This is a genomic window from Cellulophaga omnivescoria (assembly GCF_001999725.1).
GTDB classification, from domain to species: Bacteria; Bacteroidota; Bacteroidia; order Flavobacteriales; family Flavobacteriaceae; genus Cellulophaga; species Cellulophaga omnivescoria.
This window is the reverse complement of record NZ_MDDP01000023.1, coordinates 19,151-45,614: the sequence shown is the minus strand read 5'-3', so window position 1 is coordinate 45,614 and position 26,464 is coordinate 19,151. Positions and strand designations below refer to the sequence as shown.

At 31.1% G+C, this 26,464-nt stretch carries 18 protein-coding genes; 14 read left to right on the top strand and 4 right to left on the bottom strand.

The window, feature by feature from the left end; genetic code table 11:
- The first annotated feature begins 33 nt into the window (after positions 1-33).
- The 11 genes from BFJ87_RS10955 to BFJ87_RS10905 all read left to right on the top strand — a co-directional run bounded on the left by BFJ87_RS10955 (position 34) and on the right by BFJ87_RS10905 (position 15,058).
- The gene (locus BFJ87_RS10955) at positions 34-3,153 is read left to right on the top strand and encodes a UvrD-helicase domain-containing protein (protein ID WP_077404194.1); all 3,120 of its coding nucleotides are present in this window, start codon (positions 34-36) and stop codon (positions 3,151-3,153) included.
- A 5-nt stretch (positions 3,154-3,158) separates the two neighbouring features.
- Positions 3,159-4,352 (top strand): glycine C-acetyltransferase, encoded by a 1,194-nt coding sequence (kbl, locus tag BFJ87_RS10950; RefSeq protein ID WP_077404191.1) that lies wholly within the window; start codon positions 3,159-3,161, stop codon positions 4,350-4,352.
- 114 nt (positions 4,353-4,466) lie between these two features.
- Positions 4,467-5,825 (top strand): OmpA family protein, encoded by a 1,359-nt coding sequence (locus BFJ87_RS10945; protein WP_077404188.1) that lies wholly within the window; start codon positions 4,467-4,469, stop codon positions 5,823-5,825.
- A 68-nt stretch (positions 5,826-5,893) separates the two neighbouring features.
- Positions 5,894-8,629: a PD-(D/E)XK nuclease family protein gene (locus BFJ87_RS10940; RefSeq protein WP_077404184.1), complete on the top strand. Its 2,736-nt coding sequence runs from the start codon at positions 5,894-5,896 to the stop codon at positions 8,627-8,629.
- A gap of 182 nt (positions 8,630-8,811) precedes the next feature.
- Positions 8,812-9,213, top strand: a complete 402-nt coding sequence (locus BFJ87_RS10935; protein WP_077404181.1) for a response regulator — start codon at positions 8,812-8,814, stop codon at positions 9,211-9,213.
- 78 nt (positions 9,214-9,291) lie between these two features.
- Complete coding sequence (locus BFJ87_RS10930; protein WP_077404178.1) at positions 9,292-9,834, top strand: heme NO-binding domain-containing protein; 543 nt, start codon at positions 9,292-9,294, stop codon at positions 9,832-9,834.
- Positions 9,812-11,809 carry a PAS domain-containing sensor histidine kinase gene (locus BFJ87_RS10925; RefSeq protein WP_245799627.1) on the top strand — a complete coding sequence of 666 codons (1,998 nt, stop codon included), beginning with the start codon at positions 9,812-9,814 and terminating at the stop codon, positions 11,807-11,809. Before BFJ87_RS10930 ends, BFJ87_RS10925 begins: the two co-directional genes overlap by 23 nt.
- A 9-nt stretch (positions 11,810-11,818) precedes the next feature.
- Positions 11,819-12,952 carry an FIST signal transduction protein gene (locus BFJ87_RS10920; protein ID WP_077404172.1) on the top strand — a complete coding sequence of 378 codons (1,134 nt, stop codon included), beginning with the start codon at positions 11,819-11,821 and terminating at the stop codon, positions 12,950-12,952.
- Positions 12,952-14,013 (top strand): sensor histidine kinase, encoded by a 1,062-nt coding sequence (locus BFJ87_RS10915; RefSeq protein WP_077404169.1) that lies wholly within the window; start codon positions 12,952-12,954, stop codon positions 14,011-14,013. Before BFJ87_RS10920 ends, BFJ87_RS10915 begins: the two co-directional genes overlap by 1 nt.
- A 1-nt stretch (position 14,014) precedes the next feature.
- Positions 14,015-14,332 (top strand): histidine kinase, encoded by a 318-nt coding sequence (locus BFJ87_RS10910; protein WP_077404166.1) that lies wholly within the window; start codon positions 14,015-14,017, stop codon positions 14,330-14,332.
- Positions 14,333-14,335: 3 nt separating this feature from the next.
- Positions 14,336-15,058, top strand: a complete 723-nt coding sequence (locus BFJ87_RS10905; RefSeq protein ID WP_077404163.1) for a LytR/AlgR family response regulator transcription factor — start codon at positions 14,336-14,338, stop codon at positions 15,056-15,058.
- Between the two features lie 48 nt (positions 15,059-15,106).
- On the opposite strand, the gene BFJ87_RS10900 is transcribed toward BFJ87_RS10905, so the two are convergent.
- Complete coding sequence (locus BFJ87_RS10900; protein WP_077404160.1) at positions 15,107-17,179, bottom strand: tetratricopeptide repeat protein; 2,073 nt, start codon at positions 17,177-17,179, stop codon at positions 15,107-15,109.
- A gap of 226 nt (positions 17,180-17,405) precedes the next feature.
- Here BFJ87_RS10900 and BFJ87_RS10895 point away from each other — a divergent pair, with 226 nt between their 5' ends.
- From BFJ87_RS10895 to BFJ87_RS10885, 3 genes are all read left to right on the top strand, one after another.
- Complete coding sequence (locus BFJ87_RS10895; protein WP_077404157.1) at positions 17,406-17,708, top strand: STAS domain-containing protein; 303 nt, start codon at positions 17,406-17,408, stop codon at positions 17,706-17,708.
- A complete protein-coding gene (locus BFJ87_RS10890; protein ID WP_077404154.1) occupies positions 17,695-18,930 on the top strand; it encodes an oligosaccharide flippase family protein in 1,236 nt (411 codons plus the stop codon). Before BFJ87_RS10895 ends, BFJ87_RS10890 begins: the two co-directional genes overlap by 14 nt.
- Before the next feature lie 306 nt (positions 18,931-19,236).
- Positions 19,237-20,508, top strand: a complete 1,272-nt coding sequence (locus tag BFJ87_RS10885; protein WP_077404151.1) for a glycosyltransferase — start codon at positions 19,237-19,239, stop codon at positions 20,506-20,508.
- A 54-nt stretch (positions 20,509-20,562) separates the two neighbouring features.
- Here BFJ87_RS10885 and BFJ87_RS10880 read toward each other — a convergent pair whose 3' ends face one another.
- From BFJ87_RS10880 to BFJ87_RS10870, 3 genes are read right to left on the bottom strand one after another with little or no spacing between them, the layout of a single operon-like run.
- Positions 20,563-22,086: a glycoside hydrolase family 2 TIM barrel-domain containing protein gene (locus BFJ87_RS10880; RefSeq protein WP_077404148.1), complete on the bottom strand. Its 1,524-nt coding sequence runs from the start codon at positions 22,084-22,086 to the stop codon at positions 20,563-20,565.
- Complete coding sequence (locus BFJ87_RS10875; protein WP_077404145.1) at positions 22,083-23,312, bottom strand: Ig-like domain-containing protein; 1,230 nt, start codon at positions 23,310-23,312, stop codon at positions 22,083-22,085. Before BFJ87_RS10875 ends, BFJ87_RS10880 begins: the two co-directional genes overlap by 4 nt.
- 2 nt (positions 23,313-23,314) lie before the next feature.
- Complete coding sequence (locus tag BFJ87_RS10870; RefSeq protein ID WP_077404142.1) at positions 23,315-26,401, bottom strand: hypothetical protein; 3,087 nt, start codon at positions 26,399-26,401, stop codon at positions 23,315-23,317.
- Positions 26,402-26,464: the final 63 nt, after the last annotated feature.

Sequence of the window (26,464 nt, the reverse complement as noted above, 5' to 3'; positions counted from 1 at the left end):
TGTAATATTATGTAATTTGCAGCTAAAAACTTCTTGGAAACTTCGCCTTACAAAATATACAGTGCATCTGCAGGTTCTGGTAAAACGTATACCTTGGCCAAGGAATACCTTAAAATAATTTTAACTTCTGCAACAGCTAAAAGTTACAGACAAATATTAGCCATTACATTTACAAATAAAGCTGTTAATGAAATGAAGCAGCGAATTTTAGATAATTTGCATGCTTTTAGTAAAATTGATGAAGAGAATAAACCATCAGACTTATTTTTAGATGTTGCTAAAGAACTAAATGTTTCTGCCGAAGAGTTGCAAATAAGAGCTAAACAAGTACATAAAAGTATACTACACAATTATGCTTTTTTTGATATAAGTACCATAGATAAGTTTACACACAGGCTTATTAGAACCTTTGCAAAAGATTTAAAAATACCACAGAATTTTGAGGTAGTTTTAGATATAGAACTGTTGTTGTCTGAAGCTGTAGAAAGATTGCTTGCCAAAGCAGGTACAGACAAACTTTTAACCAACACATTATTAGAATTTACTTTTGAAAAAATTGATGATGATAAAAGTTGGGATATTACAACAGACTTAAATAAAGTTGGTAAAATGTTGTTTAATGAAAACAACATAGAGCATTTAAAAGGCTTTAAAACTAAAAGTATAACTAATTTTTTAGATCTTAAAAAAACACTTACTTCTACCATTAAAAAGTTAGAAGAAACAGCTAAACAAAAAGCCAATACTGTTGCTGTTTTAATAGAAACAGAAGGTATAGATGTTGCAGATTTTCCTAGACAGACACTTCCTAATCACTTTAAAAAAATAGTTGATGGTGAATTTGGTTTACTAAAATTGTATAATAATAAATTAGGAGAAAATTTACAGGATGGTAAAATTTTTAAAGCCACAGTAAAAAATGCCCCAGACCACATAGCTCCTATGCTATTAGAAATTTACAACAGTGTAAAAAATACTATTTACCAAAGGGCAATGTATAAAAATGTATACGCTAACATAGTGCCGTTAACTGTTTTAAATGAAATACAGAAAGAAATTAATGCTATTTGTAAAGAGAGAGACCAATTAACTTTAGCATCTTTTAATGCCATAATTTCTAAAGAAATAAAAAATCAGCCTGCTCCTTTTATATATGAACGTTTAGGAGAAAAATACAGACACTATTTTGTAGATGAGTTTCAAGATACATCAGAACTACAATGGCAAAACTTAATACCGTTAATAGGTAATGCTCTGGAGAGTTTAGATGACTATGGTAAAAAAGGATCATTATTGTTAGTTGGTGATGCCAAACAGGCAATATATAGATGGCGTGGTGGTAAAGCAGAACAATTTATACAGTTAACAAATAAAAAAGAATTGCCATATGTTCTAGAGCCGCAAACAACAGAATTACCTAAAAACTATAGGAGCTATTCAGAAATAATTAATTTTAATAATAATTTTTTTACCGCTACAAGCAAGCTGTTAAACAACACAGCTTATGCAGATTTATATGTTTCCGGTAACAAACAAGAAATAAATACGAAAACAGGCGGTTTAGTAGAGCTGTCTTTTATTCCTAATGAAAAAGAGGAGCAAGATAACGACTTATACTGTGAGTCGGTTTTAGAAAAAATTGTAATATTAACCACAGAAAAAAAATACAACTATAAAGATATTTGTATTTTGGTACGCTCTAACAACCACAGTTATGTGTTGGCAGATTTTTTAACCTCTAAAGAAATTCCTGTAATATCATCAGAATCTCTGTTGCTAAAGAGTAGTGAAAAGGTAAGTTTTTTATTAAACCTTTTAACCTATAGCACGCAGCCAAAAGATAAAGATACAGCTTATGAAATCTTATATTATTTAGCTGAAAAAGATGTGAATACCCATCAGTTTATACAAGAACATTTAAATAGTTTAGATGAGTTTTTACTAGAACATTATGGTTTTGCAATAGATAAGTTAAAACAACTATCTGTTTTTGATGCTTTTGAAAAAGCTATTCATCAATTTAAGTTAGCAGAAGCATCAGACGCATACCTTATTAGCTTAATGGATGAGGTTTTAGATGTAGAACAAAAAGACGGTGTTAGCGCGCAAACCTTTTTAACTTTTTGGGAAAAGAAAAAGGATAAATTGTCTTTAAAGGCACCAGACAATATAAATGCTGTTCAAATAATGACAGTACACAAATCTAAAGGTTTAGAGTTTCCTATTGTAATTTTTCCGTTTGCCAATTCATTAATGTATGGTAATAACGAAAAAATATGGTTACCAGTAGATCCGGAGCAGTTTAATGGCTTTTTCGAGGTGTTAGTTTCCAAAAAGCAAGAAATGGAAGAATATGGAGATATAGCAGCATCATTGTATTTAGATGAGCACAGTAAACAAGAGTTAGATGCTTTTAATGTTTTATATGTAGCATTAACTAGGGCTGTAAAGGCACTTTATATAATAACTAAAAAAGAATTAAGCACAAAAGAAGAACCAAACATGAAAAGGTACTCTGGTATGTTTATTAAATATTTACAGCAATTAGGTCTGTGGTCAGACACACAATTACAATATAGTTTTGGTAACTTACAAATTGCAGAACAAACTACAATAAAAGCAGAAAAGTTAAACCATATACACTACCAATACTCTACCAAAGACAGACCAAGTTTTAAAATTTTAACTAAATCTGGTACGTTATGGGAAAGTGGTAGAGACGTAGCTTTAGAAAAAGGAAATCTTATACATCTATTATTAAGTTATATAAACACGGTAAAAGATATAGATAAAGCTATAGCAATATTAATTAGAGATGGGCATTTAACTTCTTTGGATGTTGAAACAACAAAACAAAAAGTGCTTACTATTTTAGAGCATCCAGAATTAGCTATGTATTATAAAGAAGGAAATATTGTTAAGAATGAAAAGGATATAATTACAGCAGAAGGATTACTTTTGCGCCCAGATAGAGTTGTAATTAACACAAATAATGAAGCAACTGTTATAGATTACAAAACAGGTGTGCCAAATAGCAGCTACCACCAACAAGTAAATAGTTATGCTTATGCTTTAGAAGCTATGGGATTTAAGGTAGTGTCTAAAGTAATAGTATATATAAATGATAACATAACTCCAGAATTTATAAGTTAAAAATTATGTACGGAAAAATTAAAGAACACTTACAGGAAGAACTAGACGCTATAAAAGAAGCAGGTCTATATAAAACAGAGCGTATAATAACGTCTCCACAAGATGCTGTTATAAAAATATCTACAGGAGAAGAAGTAATAAACTTTTGTGCAAACAATTACTTGGGTTTATCTTCTCATCCAGATGTTGTGCAAGCAGCAAAAGATGCTATGGATACACACGGTTTTGGAATGTCATCTGTACGTTTTATTTGTGGTACACAAGATATACATAAAGAGTTAGAGCAAAAAGTAGCTAATTTTTATGGTACAGAAGATACCATATTATATGCAGCAGCTTTTGATGCCAACGGAGGTGTTTTTGAACCTATATTAACAGCAGAAGACGCTATAATATCAGATTCATTAAATCATGCTTCAATTATAGATGGTGTACGTTTATGTAAAGCAAAGCGATATAGATATGCTAATAATGATATGGCAGATTTAGAAAAGCAACTTAAACAAGCTAATGAAGACGGATCTAGGTTTAAAATAATAGTTACCGATGGTGTTTTCTCTATGGATGGTTTATTAGCGCCACTAGATAAAATATGCGACTTGGCAGATAAGTATGATGCATTGGTAATGATTGATGAATGCCACTCAGCAGGATTTATAGGGGAAACAGGTCGCGGAACACTAGAAGAAAAAGGAGTTTTAGACCGTATAGACATCATTACAGGTACCCTAGGTAAGGCATTAGGTGGAGCTATGGGAGGCTATACCACGGGTAAAAAAGAAATTATAGAAATTTTAAGACAACGCTCTAGGCCATATTTATTTTCTAATTCCTTAGCTCCTGCAATTGTAGGTGCATCTATTAAGGTTTTTGATATGCTAGATAAAGACACAACCTTAAGAGACAAATTAGCAGAAAATACAGCATACTTTAAAAAAGGAATGAAAGCAGCCGGATTAGATATTATAGATGGAGACTCTGCTATAGTGCCAGTAATGCTTTATGATGCAAAGCTTTCTCAAAAAATGGCAGATATGCTATTAGAAAGAGGCATTTATGTAATAGGGTTTTTCTTTCCTGTTGTGCCAAAAGGTAAAGCAAGGATAAGAGTTCAGTTATCTGCTGCGCACAAAAAAGAGCATTTAGACCAAGCAATTGCAGCTTTCACCGAGGTTGGAAAAGAACTTGGTATCATTTAATTAAGTTAATTTTTTTATTAATTGTGTTAAAAAAAACAGCTGTTTGATTTTGTTAATAAATACTAACAACTTACATTTGCAGCTTACAAACACTTAAAACTTAAATTTTAAAGCATGAAAAATCTTAGCAAATTAATGGTTGTTGCCCTACTGCTAGTAGGTGTAAACAACATACAAGCGCAAGACGAAAATAATCCTTGGCAGATTAATTTTGGTGTAAACGCAGTTGATATGTACCCAACTAACGATGAGGATGCCCTTTACCCAACTGGAGAATTGTTTGATGAGTACTTCAATGCTACTGATCACTGGAACATTCTTCCTTCTATCTCTTATATTGGAGTTTCTAGATCTGTAGGTAATGGTTTCTCTGTAGGAGTTAGAGGTTCTTTAAATAGAATTGAAAACTTAGGAGACTGGTCAGCTGATGATCTATCTTACTACGGTTTAGATGGTGCTATTAAATATGCATTCTTAAAAAATACAACAATTGATCCTTTCGTAGAAATCGGTGGTGGTTATACTTGGGTTGATGAAATCGGTTCTGGTACTGTAAACGGTGGTGTTGGTGTTAACGTATGGTTCTCTGAGAACATAGGTTTAACATTACAAACTGGTTACAAGCACGGATTTGAAGATTACAGCGTTAAACATTTCCAACACTTAGCTGGTCTTGCTATCAAATTTGGTGGTGCTGATACAGATGGTGACGGTGTTTATGACAAAGATGATGCTTGTCCAGAAGTTGCTGGTTTAGAAGCTTTCAATGGTTGTCCTGATGCTGATGGTGATGGTATCGAAGACAGCAAAGATGCTTGTCCTAACGAAGCTGGATCTAAAGAAATGAACGGTTGTCCTGATGCTGACGGTGATGGTATTGCTGATAAAGATGATGCTTGTCCTAATGAAGCAGGTACTGCTGCATTAAACGGTTGTCCTGATGCTGATGGTGATGGTGTTGCTGATAAAGATGACAAATGTCCTTCTGAAGCTGGTCCTGCTGCAAACAACGGATGTCCTTGGGAAGATAAAGATAAAGATGGTGTATTAGACAAGGATGATAAATGTCCTGAGGTTGCTGGTACTGTTGCTAACAACGGTTGTCCTGAAGTAACTGAAGAAGTTCAAAAGCAATTAAACGATTACGCTAGAACTATCTTATTTGATACAGGTAAATCTTCTATCAAAGCTGAGTCTACTGCTGTTATGGTAGATATCATTACTATCTTAAAAGAGTACCCTAACGCTAAGTTTACTGTAGAAGGTCATACTGATAGTGTAGGTTCTGCTACTTTAAACCAGAAGTTATCTGAGTCTAGAGCTCTTTCTGTAAAAGAATTTTTAGTAGAAAAAGGAATTGGAGAATTTAGATTATCTGCTGTAGGTTACGGTGAAGATAAGCCAATTGCTACTAACAAAACTAGAGCTGGTAGAAAGCAAAACAGAAGAGTTGAAATCAACTTAGTAAAATAATAAGAGTTTAAAACTCTAATTTTATAGAAAAGGCTCCGCAATTGCGGAGCTTTTTTTATTTTTAACCCATGCAAAGCTTTTTAGAAGAAACATTACTTACTATTATTAATAAAGAAGGTTCATTAGAGAACCTTATTTTTGTTTTACCAAGTAAACGTGCAGGTACGTTTCTTAAAAATGCAATTTCTAAACACACCAAGAGTACTATATTTGCGCCAGAAATACTAAGTATTGAAGACTTTGTAGAAAACATATCTGGCTTGGCTTATGCATCTAATACACAGCAATTGTTTGAGCTATATAAGGCTTATACAACTACAGTTAAAGGAGAACAAGATACTTTTTACGCGTTTTCTAAATGGGGAACTACGCTACTACAAGATTTTAATGAAATTGATAGGTATTTGGTAGATACCAAAAAAATATTTTCACACTTAAATGCGGTACAAGAAATTAACCACTGGACAGTAGAGAAAGATAAAAGCACTATTATAACTAATTATATGGCTTTTTGGAACTCATTAGAGGCTTTATATAATGCTTTTAATGCTTCTTTAAAGCAAGACGGCTTAGGACACCAAGGCTTGGTTTACAGAGAAGCCTGTAATAATTTAGAAGCCTATATAAATAGCAAAAGCAAGCAAAAACATTTGTTTATAGGTTTTAATGCTTTAAATACTGCCGAAGAGTTAATAATACAATCCATACTAGAGAAAACTTCAGCTGAAATTTATTGGGATTTAGACGAGTATTTTTTTAATGACCCGGTGCATGATGCAGGTTTTTTTATCCGCCAATTTGGTAAACAATGGAATTATTTTAAAAATAAGCCGCTAAAGGTTACTAATGGTAATTATTTAACAGATAAAAATATTACTATTACGGGCGTACCCAAAAACGTATCACAGGCTAAATACATAGGTAGTATTTTAGGTAAATTGTACAATGATAAAAAAAGTATGTTAACTAATACGGCTGTTGTATTAGGAGATGAAACACTTTTAAATCCTTTAATAAATGCCATACCAGAAGAAATAAATGGTATTAACATAACAATGGGTTTCCCGTTACATAAATCGCCTTTAGAAAGCTTATTTTCACAGTTATTTGACCTTTATATACGTAAGGATGAAAAAGGTTGGTACTACCAACATGTAACAACTGTACTAAACCACCCATATATACAATTGTTGTTTGCATCAGAAGACAAAACAATAAATGCTGCAGATGTTATTTGTAATGAAATAAAAATAAGAAATTGGATTTACGTAGACGTAGCCAAACTGCAATTAATTAATAGTGGTACAAGTAATTTAGACTTACTTTTTTATAAGTCAAACTTAACTGTTCCTGTTTTTATTAAAAAATGCCTTACGCTTATTTTGGCCATTAAAGAAAAAATAAACGCAGAGGGTAACGGTTTAGAGTTAGAGTACTTATACAGATTTCACCAACTTTTTAATCAGCTAAACAATTTAGTTGTTAAATACCCATTTTTAAACGATTTACAGTCGCTCTTTGGCTTATATAAAGAATTATTATCTAGTGAAACATTAGATTTTAAAGGAGAGCCTTTAAAAGGCTTGCAAATAATGGGAATGTTAGAGAGTAGGAATTTAGATTTTGAAACCGTATTACTAACCTCTGTAAATGAAGGTATTTTGCCATCTGGTAAGTCTAACAATTCTTTTATTCCTTTTGATATAAAAAAAATGTACGGCTTGCCAACCTATAAGGAAAAAGATGCCGTATATACATACCATTTTTATAGGCTTCTACAACGTGCCAAAAATATACATTTGGTGTACAACACAGAGCCAGACGTTTTAGAAGGAGGCGAGGTAAGTAGGCTAATAAGGCAATTGTTAGCAGACAATAACATGTCACCATATATAACAGAAACTATTGCTTTTCCAGAAATTAAATCTCCCGTAAAAAAGGTTGTATCTATTAAAAAAGATGCAAACTTAATGGAATTAATTAAAGGTATAGCTGCTTATGGGTTTTCTCCAACATCATTATCTAATTATATAAGAAATCCATTAGATTTTTATAAAAAAAACATATTAAAAATTAATGAGTTAGAGGAAGTAGAAGAAACAGTTGCTGCTAATACCTTTGGTACAATTGTACATGAAACCTTAGACGAGCTATATAAGCCCTTTATTAATACATTTTTAGAAGTAGATAAATTAAAAGCACTATTGCCTAATATTAACAGCACAGTGCGCAAGCATTTTAATATACATTACCAGAACGTTAGCCTAGATCAAGGTAAAAACCTAATAGCTTACAACGTAGTATTAAAATATGTAGAGAATTTTATAAAAATTGAAATTGAAACTTCTAAAAAACATAAAATAAAAATTATAGGATTAGAACTGTCCTTAAAAACTGTAATTAATGTACCTGGAGTAAATTTTCCTGTTCATATAAAAGGAAAATTAGACAGAATAGATGAAATAGATGGTGTTTTACGTGTTATAGACTATAAAACAGGTAAAGTAGAGCAAAAAAATCTTAATTTAAGTACTTGGGAAGATATTGTAGAGGAGTATGATAAAAGTAAAGCTTTTCAATTACTGTGTTATGCATATATGTATAACTATGCAAAACCTATTGATAAAGTACAAGCAGGAATCTTTTCTTTTAAAAATATAAAAGCTGGTATATTAAAGTTTTCAGACAATAAAAACACTATAATTACGCAAGATACTTTGCATAAATTTACACAAGAATTGCATAAATTAGTAGGTGCAATTTGTAATTCTGATGAACCATTTGTAGCAAAAGAGATTAAATAAGATAACCGTGCATTTCATCGGGTTTTCCTGCGTTTTAAAGGGGGTTTCAGATGTTGGTTAAATGTGCAAATTTATCCACCTACAGAAAACTACCATTCATCTACACTAAATTACTATTCAACTTTACAATAAAATTTAATTAAAAATGAGATATTACATTTGCAGATATAAAATCTAGAACTATGAATATTTTATTTATTGAAGATGACATGATCGAGACAATGAAGCTGAAGAGAACCATCTCCAAACTTCAATTAAAACATAATATCACCGAAGCAAAAAACGGTGAGGAAGCTCTAGATATACTACAATCTGGCAATACATTACCAGATATAATTTTATTAGACCTAAATATGCCAAGGATGAGTGGCATAGAATTTTTAAGTGTTTTAAAAGCAGATGAAAAGCTTAGATTTTTACCAACAATAGTTTTAACCACATCAGAAAATAGAGCAGATTTGCTAGAGTGTTATAAAATAGGAATTGCTGGTTATGTAATAAAACCTCTAAAATATGAGGAATATGAAACTAAGTTACAAAGCGTTTTAAACTACTGGGACAACAATGAACTAGTAAAAGGCTAGTAATTTTAACAGCTTTCACAACAAAAATTACAGTCTAGGTATCCTTTTTCTTACTTTTACAACTCTAAATGTCTAGTTATGAAAGGAGTTGTATTTACAGAATTTTTAGAAATGGTGGAGTCAAAGTTTGGATTAGAAACTGTAGACACTATAATTGAAAATTCTAATTTACCATCAGAAGGAATTTATACCTCTGTTGGAACGTATAATTTTAACGAAATGGTAAGTCTTATTACCAGTTTAAGCTCTGAGGTAAAAACACCTGTAGGAGATTTAATATATGCTTTTGGTTTATTTTTATTTGATGGCTTAGCCAAAGCACATCCAGATGTTATAAAAAGTTATAGCTCACCGCTAAGCTTAATTTACTCTATAGAAGACCACATACACGTACACGTTAAAAAACTATATCCTGACGCAGAATTACCTACGTTTAAAATTTTAGAAAAGACAGATACTTCTATTTCTATGGTATATTCTTCTAGTAGAGGATTATACCAACTTGCACACGGTTTAATTGAAAAATCTTTTGAACATTTTAATAGTAGTGCAACAGTTACATACAAACTTTTAAATGAAAACGGTACTGAAGTAAAATTTGACATTACCCAGAATGGATAGTAACAAAGAAATTTTATTACTTAAAAAGGCGTTAGAAAGACAAAAAAAAGCAAGATTACAAGCAGAAAAAATATTAGAAGTAAAATCTAAAGAGCTTTTTGATACTACCCTACACCTTAAACAAGCTAATAATAAATTAGAGAACTTATTAACAGAAACTACCTCTCAATTAGATGGTGGTTTTGTTAATATTATAGACCCATACGTTGTTATGGATCTAAGCTTTAATGTTGTTAACATGAATAATTCTGCACGAGAATTTTTAGGCTATGATAATACTAAAGAAACAATTAACCTGCCAAAGTTAGTACACCCAGATTTTGTACAGTATACAATAGAGTCTTTTAAAACATTAATGCAGATAGGTACATTAAAAAATTATAGATCTAAAATTATTACTAAAGATGGTACGCGTAAATGGGTGCAAATAAACACCAGTGTAATTTATGATAAGCACCAAAAACCAATAGGAGCCCAAGGTATTATTAGAGATATTAGTAAAGAAACAGAAATTAAAGAAATGCTAAGTGAGCAAAAAAGGCAATTAGATATAATTGTAGAAAACTCACCACTAGGTATTGTACTTACTGTTAATGATGAAATAATAAAGTGTAACGCCACATTTACCGCCCTATTAGGTTACCCAGAAAATGTAACAAATAAACTAAAACTGTCAGACATATCGGAATCTGAGGATGAAGTAATAACAAAAAAGTTAGAGTCTGATTTAAATGCTGGTTTAATAGATAATTATTCTACCGTAAAAAGATTTTTTAAAAAAAATGGAGCTCAAATTTTAGCTAAAACAAGTATAAGTGCTGTTAAAAACAACGAAGGTAAAGTAGAGTACCAAGTTTGTGTAATTGAGGATATTACTAAAGAGCGCCAAGCAGAGGAAAAAATAAAAGCAGAAAAAGAAAAGTACAGAGGTATTATTGCTAATATGAATTTAGGTATGGTAGAAGTTACCATAGATAATGAAATTCAACTTGTAAACCAGAGCTTTTGTAAAATGAGTGGCTACTCTAAAGATGAACTTTTAGGAGAAGATGCTGTTGAAATTTTGAAGATTAAAAACTCAGAGAAAATAGAAAAGAAATCTGAAAATAGGTTAAAAGGAATCTCAGACTCCTATGAAATTAAAATAAAGAATAAAAAAGGAGAAACAAGGCACTGGCTTGTTAGTGGCGCTCCAAATTATAATGAAGAAGGCAAGGTAGTAGGTTCTATAGGTATACATTTAGATATTACAGAGCAAAAAGAATTAGAGCTACAAAAGGAGCAATTATTAAAAGAGCTTAAAATTAGTAATGATGGTTTGCAAGAATATGCCCATATAGTGTCTCATGATCTAAAATCTCCGTTGCGCAGTATTAGTGCGTTAGCTACGTGGACTTATGAAGATTATAAAGATGTTTTAGATGAGGCAGGTGTGCAAAACCTAACATTAATGCAAGAAAAAGTTGCATTTATGGACAAGCTAATTCACGGAATTTTAGAATACTCTACAGCTGGTAGTGCACAAATGTCTACCAGTAAAGTAGACCTAAATACTGTTATAACAGACATTAAAGAAAGTATTTATATTCCAGAGCATGTAGCAGTTGTTGTGCCTAAAAAATTACCACTTTTAAATGCAGATAGTACAAAAATGCACCAATTATTTCAAAATATTATTGGCAATGCCGTAGTACACATAGAAGCAGAAAAGGGTTTGGTTCAGGTGCTTTTTAAAGAAGAACCAGAGTACTGGCAATTTTGTATTGAAGACAATGGTGTTGGCATCCCAGAAAAATTTCACAAAAAAATATTCGAGATTTTTCAATCAATAGGAGATAATGAACGTTCTACAGGTATAGGTTTATCAATTGTTAAAAAAATTGTAGACCGTTATGAAGGTAAAGTATGGGTAGAGAGTGAGCTTGGGAAAGGAACAAAATTCTTTTTTACGTTAAAAAAAGATCTAGAAAATTAATTTTTAGTTATGAAAATAGTACAAGCAAAAAAAGAAAAAGGCGCAAATTTTATTTTTATAACCGATAAAAAAAAATTGGAAAATCCTTTAGTTTTAGTCTTCGGTAATAGGTTATTACTAGAAGAAGAAAACCTATATGAAGAAATTAAAGAAATGTTTCCTAACGGAAATATTGTTTTTGGGAGTACTTCAGGAGAAATAGTTGGAGATAAAGTGTGGGAAAATACTATAGTTTTAACTGCCATAGAGTTTGAAAAATCTTCTTATTTGGTAAAAAGTAAAAACGTTAAAGATTTTAATTATAATGAGCTAGACTTAGGGTCTAACCTAATTGAAGAGTTTCCTAAAAAAGATTTAAAACACATTTATATAATTTCTGAAGGAAGTACGGTAAATGGCAGTGCTTTAATAGAAGGAATAGAAAAGGAAAAACACATAACTATTGGTTTGTCTGGTGGTTTGTGCGGAGATGATGACAGGTTTGAGAAAACACTTGTATCTTATAACAGCAAACCTAAAGAAGGCGAAATTGTGGCTATAGGTTTTTATGGTAAAACATTAGAGATTACTAGCGCAAATTATGGTGGCTGGACCGGCTTTGGTCCAGAACGTATTATAACCAAATCTAAAGGTAATATTTTATATGAACTAGACGGTAAACCAGCATTAGACCTTTATAAAAAGTATTTAGGAGATAAAGCTAAGGAGTTACCAAAATCTGCATTATTATATCCATTAAGTGTTAAAACTAATGATGACGCACAGCCCATTGTGCGCACTATTTTAAATATAGATGAAGACACAAATACAATGATATTAGCTGGTGATGTTCCGCAAGGTTCTACAGTACAATTAATGATGTCTACTGTAGATGATATTGCAGAAGGAGCAAGTATTGCAGCAAAATATGCTACTAGAAATAGAGAACATACTGCGCAATTAGCATTACTAGTAAGTTGTATTGGTCGTAAACTAGTTATGGACCAAAGAACTGAAGAAGAGGTAGAAGAAGTTCTAGATGTAATAGGCAATCAGGCTAAAATTATAGGGTATTACTCTTACGGAGAAATGGCTCCTTTTGAGGGTAACAATGCGTGTATGTTGCACAACCAAACAATGACTTTAACTTTAATAAGCGAGTAATGCATTCACTTTTAAAAAGACAAATACGTAAAAATTTGCCAGAGGAGTTAAAAGGTAATCCTAATTTAGAAAAGCTTTTTAATGCAATTGAAAAGTCTTACGATGATTATGATGATAAAATTGCAATGATACAGCGTGCAACTACCATAAGTGCACAAGAGTTAAAGGCTGCAAATATAGAATTAGCACAAGAAGCACAACAACAAAAAAAAACATTACAAGCCTTAGAGCAAGCAGTTAATAGTCTTAACTTAAATTTAGATAACGCAGAAAATATAGTACATTCTAAAAACAATATAGTTAGTGCACAAAAATTAGCTCAGCATATTAGTAAACAAGCAGAGTATATTGCTCAAGTAACTAAAGAAAAAGATAAATTAGTTAAAGACTTAGAGGAGCAAAATAAATCTTTAAACAATTACGCCCACGTAGTTTCCCATGATCTTAAGTCTCCTATGCGTAATATTAATACGCTTATGAGTTGGATTGTAGAAGAGGAAAAACACAAGTTTACAGTAGATAGTCTTAATAATTGCGATTTAATATCTCAAAACCTGGTAAAAATGGATAATCTTGTTAGTGGTATTTTAAAGCATGCAACAATAGGTAACAATGAAGAGTCTAAAAGCAACGTAGATATTTCATCACTTTTAAAAGAGATAAAGAGCACTATTTATATCCCTAAAAACGTTACTGTAAAAGTAGCAGAAAATTTACCTACCTTATTTTTAGATAAATATAGATTAGAGCAACTTTTCATGAACCTACTAACTAATGCCATTAAGGCAACAGAGTATCTAGAACGCGGTATTGTTACTGTAGATGTTACAGATAGTGATAATTTTTGGCAATTTAGTATTACCGATAACGGAAAGGGAATACCAGAAAAATATTTAAATAAAATATTTGAAATGTTTAAAAAGTTAGATAATGATGTAGAATCTAACGGAATAGGCTTGGCATTAGTAGAAAAAATTGTAACTTTCTATGGAGGTAAAATTTGGGTAGACTCCAAAGAGAATAAAGGAACAATATTTTATTTTACCATAAAAAAAGACTAATATGGAGCAGCCCAACCTAAATTACGTACATAAACTAGCAGATGGTAATACCGAATTTTTAAATCAATTTATAAGTATTATTAAAAGTGAGTTTCCAGATGAAAACCAAACATATATTAATGCTATTATGGCTAAAGACAATAAAGCCTCTGCAGAAATAGTACATAAATTAAAACATAAATTTAATATTCTTGGTTTAGAAAAGGCGTACGGTTTAGCAGTAACTTATGAAGAACAACTGTTAAAAGGTACTTATGATTTACATGATGAATTTAAATTGATTTTAGAAAGAATAACAACCTACCTAAAAACCATTTAAACTATGAATTGTATTATAGTAGACGACGAGGCAACAGCTAGGTTAATAGTTGCACAGCTTTGCTCTAACGTAAAAGAGTTAGAGGTTATAGACGCTTTTGGAAGTGCAATGGAGGCCATTAAATTTTTAAACCAGAATACAGTAGATGTTATTTTTTTAGATATACATATGCCAGGTTTTAGTGGTTTTGATTTTGTACAAACATTAAAAAATCCGCCAAAAATTGTTTTAACAACCTCAGATACTAATTTTGCTATTGAAGCATATGAATACGAGGCAATTGTAGATTATTTAGTAAAACCAGTAACTCAAGATCGTTTTAATAAATCTATACAAAAAGTAAAAGCTGCACTTGCAAAATCCCCAGAACCAGAAACGGTTTCTAATAACACTACTAATAGTAATAGCTCTTTAGGTGAAGAGCTTTATATTAATATAGATAGGCGTTTAATAAAAATTAACTTTAATGATATACAACTTATTGAAGCTAAAGGAGATTATATAGAGGTTAAAACAACAAAGGAAAACTACAGAGTGCGTAATACCTTAAAAAAAATTAAGGATAAGTTACCAGAAAAATTATTTTTACAAATACATAGGTCTTACATAATTAACTTTACTAAAATTGTAGATATAGAAGACAATAGTGTGCTTATTGAAAAAAATGTAGTACCCATTAGTAGATCTAACCGACCAGAATTAATGAGAAGATTAAACCTTTTATAAGTTTAAATACGAGTTAAAAGTTTGCCCTAAAAGTTTTTAGGGCTTTTTTTATTTTATGTTATATTGTTTTTTTAGTTTATCTAAAAACAAAGGCTTTTTTGTTAAATAGTATTTTAGCTTAATACCAATTTCCGTAAACTCAAATCCAGCAGCTGTAGCAGAAGCAATATTACTGTATTTACCATATACATCACCAATAAACCTCTCCGAAAATTTATGCGTTAAACCAGCTTCTGCTCTAAAAAGCGAACTGGCATTTTGTTCCTCTACATACTGCAAACCTGTTGCGGCACTAGCAAAGTAATTTGTTTTTTCATTTATTTTGCCTCTAACATCTCCAAAAAGTTCAAAAGCTTTATATGTTTCTGGACTAAAGTAAATTAACGGTAATTGGTCTTTAAATGTTAAGTATTGGTAGTTTACTCCAAATTTTAAAGCTGGTTTTTTTAACACATTGTAGTATAAAGAGGTAAAAAGTAAGTTTCTCTCATTATTATCTGTTTGTTGTGTATGTATAAATTGTGTATACCAACCTAGGTTAAAATTTGTGCTTAAATTGTACACTAAACTATAGTGGTTCATTACAATTTCTCTTTCAATAAGTTCTGCGTTAAAGCTTTGCACTTCTCTTTGGTAACCCAAATCTAAACTTAGAAAAGACAAAGGCTTAGTCTGTAATTTTGCTTGCAGTATAGGTTGGGTATAAGATGTGCTAGAAAACCTAGAATTATTAAACCCTGCGGAAGCTAATAAATTAGTTTTAGGCATTAACTTATACTCAACATCTGCTTGTACTAAATGTGCTGTTGCTTTATTGTTTGTGGTGGTATTTTCTGTTGTTCTATATTGGTAAGATACTGTTGTTTTAAATTTTGTAGATAACGGTACTATGGCAGATGTTTTTAAAGAAATAGCAGTGTTATCGCCATTATCAAATGTGTAGCTAAGCTGTTGTTCTGCAAATGGAGTGTAATTTTTATTTAATTTTTTTATAAGCCCAGTAGCATCTTTCTGTTTCGGAAAAATTTCTAATGTTTTATAAGTTGTAACATATGCAGGTACAATTTTATCAGAAGCAAATAAAGCATTTGCTTTACCTAAGTTACCATCAAAAGAAGTACTGTCATTAGATAGAATAGCATTATAGTTAGTAATACTTGTTTTAAATTTTGACGTATACATACCCAATGTTGCTTTTAAAGACCGTACCCAATTTCGGTTTGGATATTTTTCTTCTAATATTTCAATCTCTTTTCTGGCAGTTAAAAATTTATTATTCCAAATTAGGGCTTGTACATGTCGCTCACTACTTTTCTCTATAAGTTCAAAATCATCAAGATTTGTTGCTTTTTGTTTGGCGTTAATTGCTGTTTCTAGTGCTATTTTATCTTTTTCACCAATATGTTCTGCTAATGCAATACCAATTAAAGCTGTAACCGTATCTTTTGGCGTTTTTGCATATTGGTAATATGTGCTTTTTGCTTTATTTACTTCTTTGGTAATTAAGTAAATATTAGCCAAATTAAGTAGTGCATCCTTATCATCCTTAAAATCTTTAAGAATTTCTTTTAATAAAATTTCTCCTTTTTTATAATTTTGGTTATTAACATAGTAATTGGCGTAACCAAGCTTAATATATTTTTTAGATACTTTGGCACTATTATTATCTGGATCTACCTCTATAGCCTTATTAACCCACTTTAAAGCCTCTTTATATTCTTTTAAATTACTTAAGGTATTGGCATAACCTAGTATTGCGGCAAAATTTTCAGGGTTGTTTTTAACTAAATCTGCGTAAAGAGGTTTGGCCTCTTTAAACTCATTAGACCATAAAAAAGATTCATAATAATTTATTTGCACCTCAAAATCATTAGGGTGCTTTTCTAATAGCCCCTTAAATATGGTATTAGCAACCTTAGGCTCTCCGCTTAAACCTACAGCTCTACCATAACAAATTAATATTGTTTTGTTTGTAGGGTTTGCTTCTGCTAATGGTTTAAAAAAAGTTTTAGCCTCTTTAAAATTACCCTTTTCTAGCATTTTAAAACCAGGAGTTAGATCTTCTTGGGCATTAACAGTTACGGTTGCAAAAAGCAATAAATACATTATAAATTTCTTCATTATAAAAATGGTAGGGTTAGTACTACACTAATATAACGCATACAATCTGTATTTATTAGGCTTTTGGAATTTAATTATGAGGGAGTTACAAATTTAATTTAAAGATTAAAACTTACCATTCGTCTACAGTAAATAACCAACCGTCTACACTGGGCACTTTTTCCTTTTTTAATAAAAGATATTTGCTGTAACAAATCATGTAAACTTAACCTAAAACCCCAATATTATGGCATTACGTATAAATCAAATTAACAATTTTATGGAAGTAAAGGGCAACCTTAACTCTCAGAATATGAAAACACTTAAAAGCCATATAGACTATTACTTAAAAGGTAATGAAAAATTAATTTTATCTCTAGATAGTGTAACTAACATAATGTACTCTAGCGCAAAGCAGTTAGAGCAGTTGTACGTTAAAGTTGCAAAAAACAACAAAGTATTAGCTATTGTTGGACAGGAGAATAAAAAAATTGCTTCTATTATGGAAATGTCTAACACATCTTATATCTTAAGCAATGACCGCGTTTAGTTTTGTAAATAAAAAAATAACTCCAGAACAAATTTTTATGACAAGTGTACTTGTTGTAAATGGAGGTAACTACCTATATAATTTAGTACTAGGACGTATGTTAGGGCCAGCTGCTTTTGCAGATGCTGCATTACTAATAACATTATTGTTAGTGCTTTCTTTTGTAGGAATGACTTTTCAATTGGTGACTACTAAATTTAATATTTTATTTACTGGCAACCAATGGAAGGCTTTTGAAAATTACATGCAGAAATATGCAGTTATTTTTGGTGTTGCCATAGGAGCATTATTATTTTTATTTGCAAATAATTTACAGCAGTTATTTAATACAGAATCTGTAGCAATGTTTAGAGTATTTGCTGTAGGTATTCCTCTTTATTTTGTAATGTCTATAAAAAGAGGTAAGTACCAAGGAAAACAAAATTATACTAATTTATCTGTAACATATCAATCTGAAATGTGGAGCAGATTGTTAGTTACATTGGCTTTGCTATTATTGGTGCCAATGAACTCAGCTTTTTTAGTAGCTGTGGGTATAGTTGTCTCTTTTGTTTTTGGGTTAATGCCAATAAAATTTAAAAAAATATCTTTTGCAGCATCTAAGATTTTAACCTCAGAAAATAAAAAGAAAGTTACCACATTTATACTGCTTACAGCTGGTTATGAGCTTACACAAATTATTATAAATAATAGTGATGTGTTACTTGTAAAGCATTATTTTAATTCTTTAGATGCAGGACTTTACGCATCTTTAGCTTTAATAGGTAGAGTTGTGTACTTTGTAGCTTGGATGTTTGTAATGTTACTGTTGCCAGCAGTAATAGAAAAACGTAAAGAAGGAAAACGAACAGCTCCTGTTTTATTTAAATATGTAGGTTATATTAGCTTATTATCTGTAACTATAGTTGCCGTATGTTACCTTTTTCCAGAAACAATTATAACACTAATGTTTGGAGATGCATATTTATCAATGTCATCATTATTATGGCAATACGCACTAGCAACATCACTTTTTGCTATCTCTAATATTTTTGCTTACTATTTTTTATCTCTAGACTATTATGTGCCTGTAATATTATCAGGTGTGTTAGGGTTATCACAAATAGGACTAATAGTATTTTTTCATAGCAGTTTAGCTATGGTAGTACAATTACAAATTATAGTAATGTTAGCATTACTTTTTGCACAACTACTTTATTTTTCATCAAAAAGAAACATATAAAACTTACTTTTAATTTGGTTAGCATTCCCCCCAATTAAAGGCCTAAAACTTTTTAAGTTTTAGGCCTTTTGCCTTTAATAAAACCTCACATTTTTGTACGAATTTAGCTTCGTTTTTTTAACCGTAAATCAACAGTGTTTCTTTTATGGGTGTTAATCTATTTTTGTTAAAAAAACGTTAATCGCAGGGTGCTTTCCATTCGTCTACAGTAATTGGTATTTTACCTCTAAACAGCTATTAAATAAGGCTTTAAGACGGATATTTGTATAACAATTTATCCCAAATAAATTATTAAAACTTAACCTTATGAAATTAGCAATTGTAACAGCGTACCCACCAAGTAAAGTAACTTTAACAGAATACGGATACCACTTGGTAAAACATTTTAGACTACAAAAAGAAGTAACAGAAATAGTCTTAATTACAGACAAAACCAAAGAAGCAAAAGACCTTTCTTTTACAGAAGAAGGCTGTAAAATTACAGTTAAAGAATGTTGGAGTTTTAATAGCTACAAAAATGTTTTTGGTATCATGGGCGCAATTGCAGACACTAAGCCAGACGCAGTGTTGTTTAACCTTCAGTTTTTAAAATTTGGAGATAAAAAAGTACCAGCTGCGTTAGGTTTAATGTTACCATTAATTTGCAAATTAAAGGGTATACCAACAATATCTTTATTACACAATATTTTGGAGCAGGTAGATTTAGAAAATGCAGGAATAACCAAAAGCAGTTTTCTTAAAAAGGCATACAATTTTATTGGAGCTACATTAACTAAAGTAATTTTAGGATCAGATATTTTGGCGGTAACAATTAGTAAATATAAAACTATTTTAGAGGGTAAGTATAACTCTAGAAATGTCGCTTTAATTCCTCACGGAGCTTTTGAAACACCACCAGAACCAACATATGAATTACCAAAAGGACCTAAGCAAGTTATGGCTTTTGGAAAATTTGGAACTTATAAAAAAGTAGAAATTTTAATAGACGCAGTAGAAATTATTCGTAAGCGTACAAAACAAGATATAGAGATTGTAATAGCAGGTACAGATAGCCCAAACACACCAGGTTATTTAAATGAAGTGAGCAAAAAATATGAACACGTAGATCAACTAAGATTTACTGGTTATGTTGCAGAAGAGGATGTACCTGTTATTTTTAATGAAAGTGCTGTTGTTGTTTTTCCTTATACATCAACAACAGGTAGCTCTGGTGTTTTACACCAAGCAGGTAGTTATGGTAAAGCAGTTGCGTTACCAGACTTAGGAGACTTAAGTATATTAGTTAAGGAAGAAGGATATAAAGGTGAGTTTTTTGAGCCAGAAAGTGCAGAATCTTTAGCAGATGCAATAGAAAATATTATCACTTATGATGATTACCGTGAACAGTTAAGTAAAGCAAACTATAAAGCGGCTTGTTCTTTACCAATGTCTGATATTACACAAATGTATGTAGATTATTTTGCAGCAATACAAATGGCTAAATCAGGTAGCATAAGTATTGATACTATTATAGCAGAAAGAGAAAAAGAAAGAGAGATGGAGAAAGAAAGAGAAGCAGTAGAGCTTTTAGTAAAATAAATTATGGTGAGGTTAAGCCAAAAAAGGGGAACAGTATGGTTAGCTGTTTCCCTTTTACTTTTTTGGTTTAATATATTTTAAGGCTTCTTTAGGTTGGCCATCTGTTGTGTACAACCCAAAATGTTTTTGCTGGTTTTTTCGCCATGGTAACCTGCCTACTACTGCCGTTGGTATGGTTTCAAAATCATACAATGTCCATAATACAAAAGGAATATTTTCTTGCTCTATATACAATTGCATTTCTTTATAATAATTAGCTTGTTCATCTTTAGAGCCAGTGTATAAATTCCAAAAACCGCTGTAGGAGGAATAACCATATTCTTGTAAAACCAAATCTTTACCTTTTGCTTTACTTTTTAGCAAACTAAATGATTTTAAAAAATCCTTAGGTTCTTTGTAGTAATGAAAAGATATTATATCTACTTCATCAACTAAGTTTTCTGCGGCTTCTGTGCTAGACCATCCTATGGTAATATCTGTTTTAGTATCCCACTTTCTTATGTTTTTAATCATTTCTTTAAGCCAGGCAATTACTTTTAATTTTCCTCTAGATTCAAAATCTAAATCTGGTTCGTTTTTAATATCCCAAGCAACTAAAGCTGGGTGTTCTTTAAGTGTATTTACAATTTGTTCTGCATGCCTATGATTTAAGGTCCAGTCCTGTACATCATAATTACCATAAAAATCAAAAAGAGTAACAATTACATTTAGTTTGTGTTTTTCTGCTATATCTAAAGTTTGCTTTAATTGCATTAATTTTTTTTGGTCTACTGTAGCTTTTCCAAAGGTTTCATAGGGAACAAAAATGCGTATTGTATTTAATTTTAACTCTTGTATTAAGGCAAAATCTTTTTCTATTATTTTACTGTTAAAAGTTTGTCCAAACATATCCCAAGGTGTATTTTTTGGGTAATAATTTACACCAGAAGCTATAGTTTTATTGTGTTGCTGTTTTGTGGGCTGTACAGTGTTATTTTTGGTGTCTTTGTTAATTTCTACTAAATGCCTAATGCGCCAAAAACCATCTTCTAAAAGCATCATAACTTTATAACTAGGTGTACTGTAAAATGTACTTATTAAGTTATTGTTACTGTAAACCTCGTTATATTGTTCTACATTATTATCTGTAAACACTACTAGTTTACCATCTGCGCTATAAAAATCTATGGTAGGGTTATGTTGTATAGATGTGGTAACCAATGTAATTCCGTTTTTAGCGTTTAGTTTAATAATACTATCTAATTTAGCTCTGGCACTAGTGGTAAAAAAATCATCTACACCATACATATTATTACTTGCTAAAGCAATATTGCGCACGTTCCAAGCATTTTTGTAATCTTCTTCTATAGTTTGTAATGTTTGGTCTTCAATTTCTCTACCTTCATTAGTGGTGTTATACCATATAATTTTTGGGGTATACGTTTCTTCAAAATTTTGCTCAATATGTAAAATAGAAGTCCTTTCTGCCCCTGTATTTAAGTAAGCTAATATTGCGCTAATGCCAATTAATACTAAGCCATTTAAGGCCACAAAAGACAGTAATAAAAGTGCTCTATATATTGTTTTATTTATCTTCATTTTAGCATTATTACTTTGTTTTTAATAATTCCGGCAGCTTCAATTTTAATATTGTAAGTTCCTTCTTTATAAAAGTTTTCATCAAAATTAAACTTGGCAATACCTTTTAAACTTGTGGTCTTAATTGTATTTAGTAATTTGCCGTCTTTTGTATAAATACATACAGTTACGGTTAACCCATCTGGTACAAATTGTTGCATAAAACTTTCTATTGGGCCTATGGTAATTATTCTGTTGTTGGTAGATAACTGTATCTTATAGTCTTTTATTGCGGAACTAAAATCTACCATAATTGGGTCACTTTTTGCGGCTCCTGTAACATAGGCAGTAACTGTCCAAGACTCCTTTTTAGAAGGGTGTAGTAGTTTTGCTATGGCAACACCATTTATAGTTGTACCATTGGTTTGTAACAAGTTTCCCATACTGTCTTTAACCGTAAATAACACCAAAGTACCATCACTAACTACATTGCCGTGGTTGTCTTTTATTGTAGATGTTGTAAATGTTATAATTTGGTTACCATCTGCATATTTATGATTTCTACTGTAGTCTACTGTAAAGTTAGATGCGTTGTCTGGTAAAATTACAGTGGTCAATTCCTTAGATTTTGTACTGTCTACCAAAGATGTAATTAATATGCGACCTGTTTTTTGAGGAGAAAAAATGTTGGTCCAAGCCACTAAATTTTTAACTCTTAAAGTGTCAGTTATAACTTCTTTTTTAAATTGATGTTTAATAGCCACCTTAGTACCTGTTTGTAAAGGATTATCAAACCTATCTGTGGGTGCGTTTACAAGCATAGAAAAATCTTTTCCTCCGGCTACAATACTTCTTGGTCCTAAATAGGTTTCTAGTTTTGGGTAGTTGTTAGTTTCTGGCGTTATGTTAAGTGTGCCTTGCAATTTTGTGCTGTTATCTAAAACCAATAACCACTTTAAATTACCTACTATTTTGGTGAAATTTGATGGTATTTTATAAGTTAGTTTAGTGCTGTTTAGTTTTGGTTTTATGGCAGTTATGCCATAGGCATTTTTTAAAACTAAAATGGCATTATTTTGTTGGTTAGTACTAAATTCTAAAGAGATAGAATCTGAAACGGTATAGTTTTTTTTAGATGTTATAAGGGTAAAAGCTACGTTTTTGGTATTTTGTTTTTTGGGTGTCTCTTTTTTGCCGCAGCTAATGCAGAAAAGAAATAATAATATTATGTAAATGTAATTTTTCAAGCTTATTTTGGGTTGCCAATGTAACTATTAACTTCTAATCTTATAAAATTATAACCATCTCCTTTTTGTTCTTGCAATTGTTCAAACATATGGTTGTGTTTTCTGTCAGGAAACATTTTTTTAGCTATTTCTATGTTAGGAGAGCCGTTTACAAAACAATTTGTCATATCATCACTAATAACTTTTAAATTACTAAGGTTTAGCAGGTTATAATTAAAATGTTGTTTTCGTTGTATACGTACACCTTCAGATAAAAAATTATGATCTACCCACACTAGTTTTTTGTTATTATCATAATAAGAAATTAGTAGTTGAGGTATAGTAACTTCTTGCACACCAGAATTAAAAAGTGTACCGTTCATTGTGGTATTTGTAAAGTTTAATTCTTGCACAGATAATTTTTTATATAAATCTGTATTGGCAACGTTGCCGGCGCATTGTAAATTAAACTTTGTTGGTATTTCATCTAAATTAATAGGTGTAAACTCATCCGGATTAAATGTTGGAGGTAATGTATCTTTTGTAGAGGACCATGCAATACCTTCAAAATTAATTTTAAAAGCAGTAATTTCTTTTGGCATTAGCTTGTGCTTAATATTGTCTTTAGCGTTATAATTGGCTAATTCTTTATTTTCATCATTGTAAAGAGTTCCTTTTATAACAACATCAGACGGTACATTGTCTACGTTTTGTATTTGTCCAATAATACTATACCTGCCGTTGTATTTTATAAGTTTAGCGGTTAATACTTCTAAAACAGGTTGCTTTAATACATCTTCATGGTGTGTTTGTTCTGTTGTTATTTTACGTCTACCATGGTTAAAAAAAGTGGTAGCGTTGTCTGTAAACAATTGGTCTGGAGGTAAATCGTTATCTAATTTAGAAACGCTTAAATACCATTTATTCCTTTTCTTTTTTACGGTATGATAAAATGTTTTCTCTACAGCATCCAAAGGCGTAATCCACCTGGTATCTACTTTTACTTTTGCACTTTTCTCTGTTTTATTTACGTATGAAATTCCAATAGAATCTAACTTGGCATAAGAACTTAGAATACCGTCTGTAACAGAAATTTCTAACATATACTGAGATAGGCTAACACCATCATCTGGGTTAATGTATGAATAAGCCCTTTCAAACTCTTTAAAATCTACAGCGTCATAATAGGCAGTAACTACATTTTTGGCCGATAATTGCGTGCTGTTTTCTACATAAAATAAATATCCGCCATAAGACAAACAAACCATAACAATAAATGCCCAAAAATGGTTAATAGTTACTAAGCCACTAGAGAATTTTGTGTATTCTATTTTATACTTTAAATAAGAAGGTAACGCTAGTTTTTTAGACTTTAAGGTTCTATACCATACCATTTGTATATTAATAATAAATGCAAGTAAAATGGTTAAAACCGGTATAGTACTCCACATTATTTTTAAAAATGTTGGTACATCTTCTTTGGGTATAATTGCGGGTATAGGTGGCACATTTAGTTTTTCCCAAACCATAATACCATTTTCTAACTGTTGCAAACGTTGCCAGCCAGAAAAGTATAGTATGGGATCATAAAATTTATCGTTAGAAAAAATATACTTTAAATTGTATTTTTCTGGTACCGTTAAAAATTGCTGTAAGGATCCAATACCTTCTACGCCTCTAAATTTTGAGTTTTCTAAACGTTCTATAGCTCTTGTTGTTAGCTCTGGTAGTCGCCGTGCAGAGTGGTAATTGCCATCTACAGTCATTGCTTTTGTTTGTGCAGATAACCAAGCCATTTGGTCTCCAAAGCCAAGTGTTAAGTAACGCCAATGGTCATGCTGATCCTGATTTAAAAAATTTACAATAGGTAGCATTTTAATTTTTGCTGGTTGTGATGGTCTAAAATAGCCCAAACTCATTGTAAAAATTACCATAAATAATATGCCAACCATAAAAAAACCACCAACAATTCTGTGGTATACAGCTCCAAACCTTTTCTGGATATTGTTTTTTAAATCACCCTCAATCATTCTGTAAGCAAACTCTCCAAATATTGGCAGTGCCATAATTGTGGCCCAAAGAGTAAAACGGTCTAATGTTAAAATGTTAAAGGCAGTTTCTCCTAATAATTTTAAGGGTATTGGTGTTGTACCACCAGTACCTAAAATGGTTAACATAGTAAATGATAACCCAAAAAATAAGTAACGTTTACTGTAATATCTATAAAAAATATACGGCAATATAAATAGCAATATGCCCCAAGGAATCATAAAAAATACCAAGCCAGAAGACAAAACCTCTAAAAAATTGTCTCTAGAGCCGTGCGGAATAGGAACTTGAGTTATAGGGTTTTTTTTAGAATTTACCCAGTATGGCAAAATACAGAATATAATTAGTAGTAATGATGAAAACCCAAATATTACAATACGCCAAAATAGTTTTTTAAAAGCCCAAATAAATGTTTTTAAATGTATAGCCTTAGTATCTTTTACTTTGTCTTTGGCAGTATCCATTATGACCATACCAATAAGTGGAAATATAAAAAATACCATACCAAAAATTGGCGTAACATGATGAGAGGTAACTGTTACTGCTATTAATGATAAACTAGTAACTAAGTATCTAATTTTACCCTCTTTTATCCATAAATAAATTTCAGGTATACTGTGTAGTAGTATAGACAATCCCATAATACTAGGTAATTGTCCAAATATATGTAGGGTTTCTATAAATGTAGAAGAAAAAACAGCTAATAACGCAGTGTATCCGGCAACGCGCCTATTAGCAGTTATGAGTAACCCAAACCTGTAAGCACCAGTTATAAATAAAATAATTGCAAGCAGTGCAACTGTAAACATCCCAAACTTTAGGCCACCTATGTAAGATAAAAGACCTATTAATTGGTGTACTAAAGGAGGATAAGCTTGTACAGTAAAACCTGTGTACCACCTGTAATCCCAAGGCTCAAACCAACTATTAGCGTAGTGATCGGCAAAAAACAGGTGAATTAGAGCGTCATATGTATTTTCTAACGTAAAGAAAATACTAGACCCATGGAAAGCAACACCAACAATAAGAGCTAATATTAATAAAATATTGGTTCTCTTCATAAATTTAAACCTGTAAGAATATAAAACAAGATAAAGATAAGCATATTGTGGTATTATAAATAA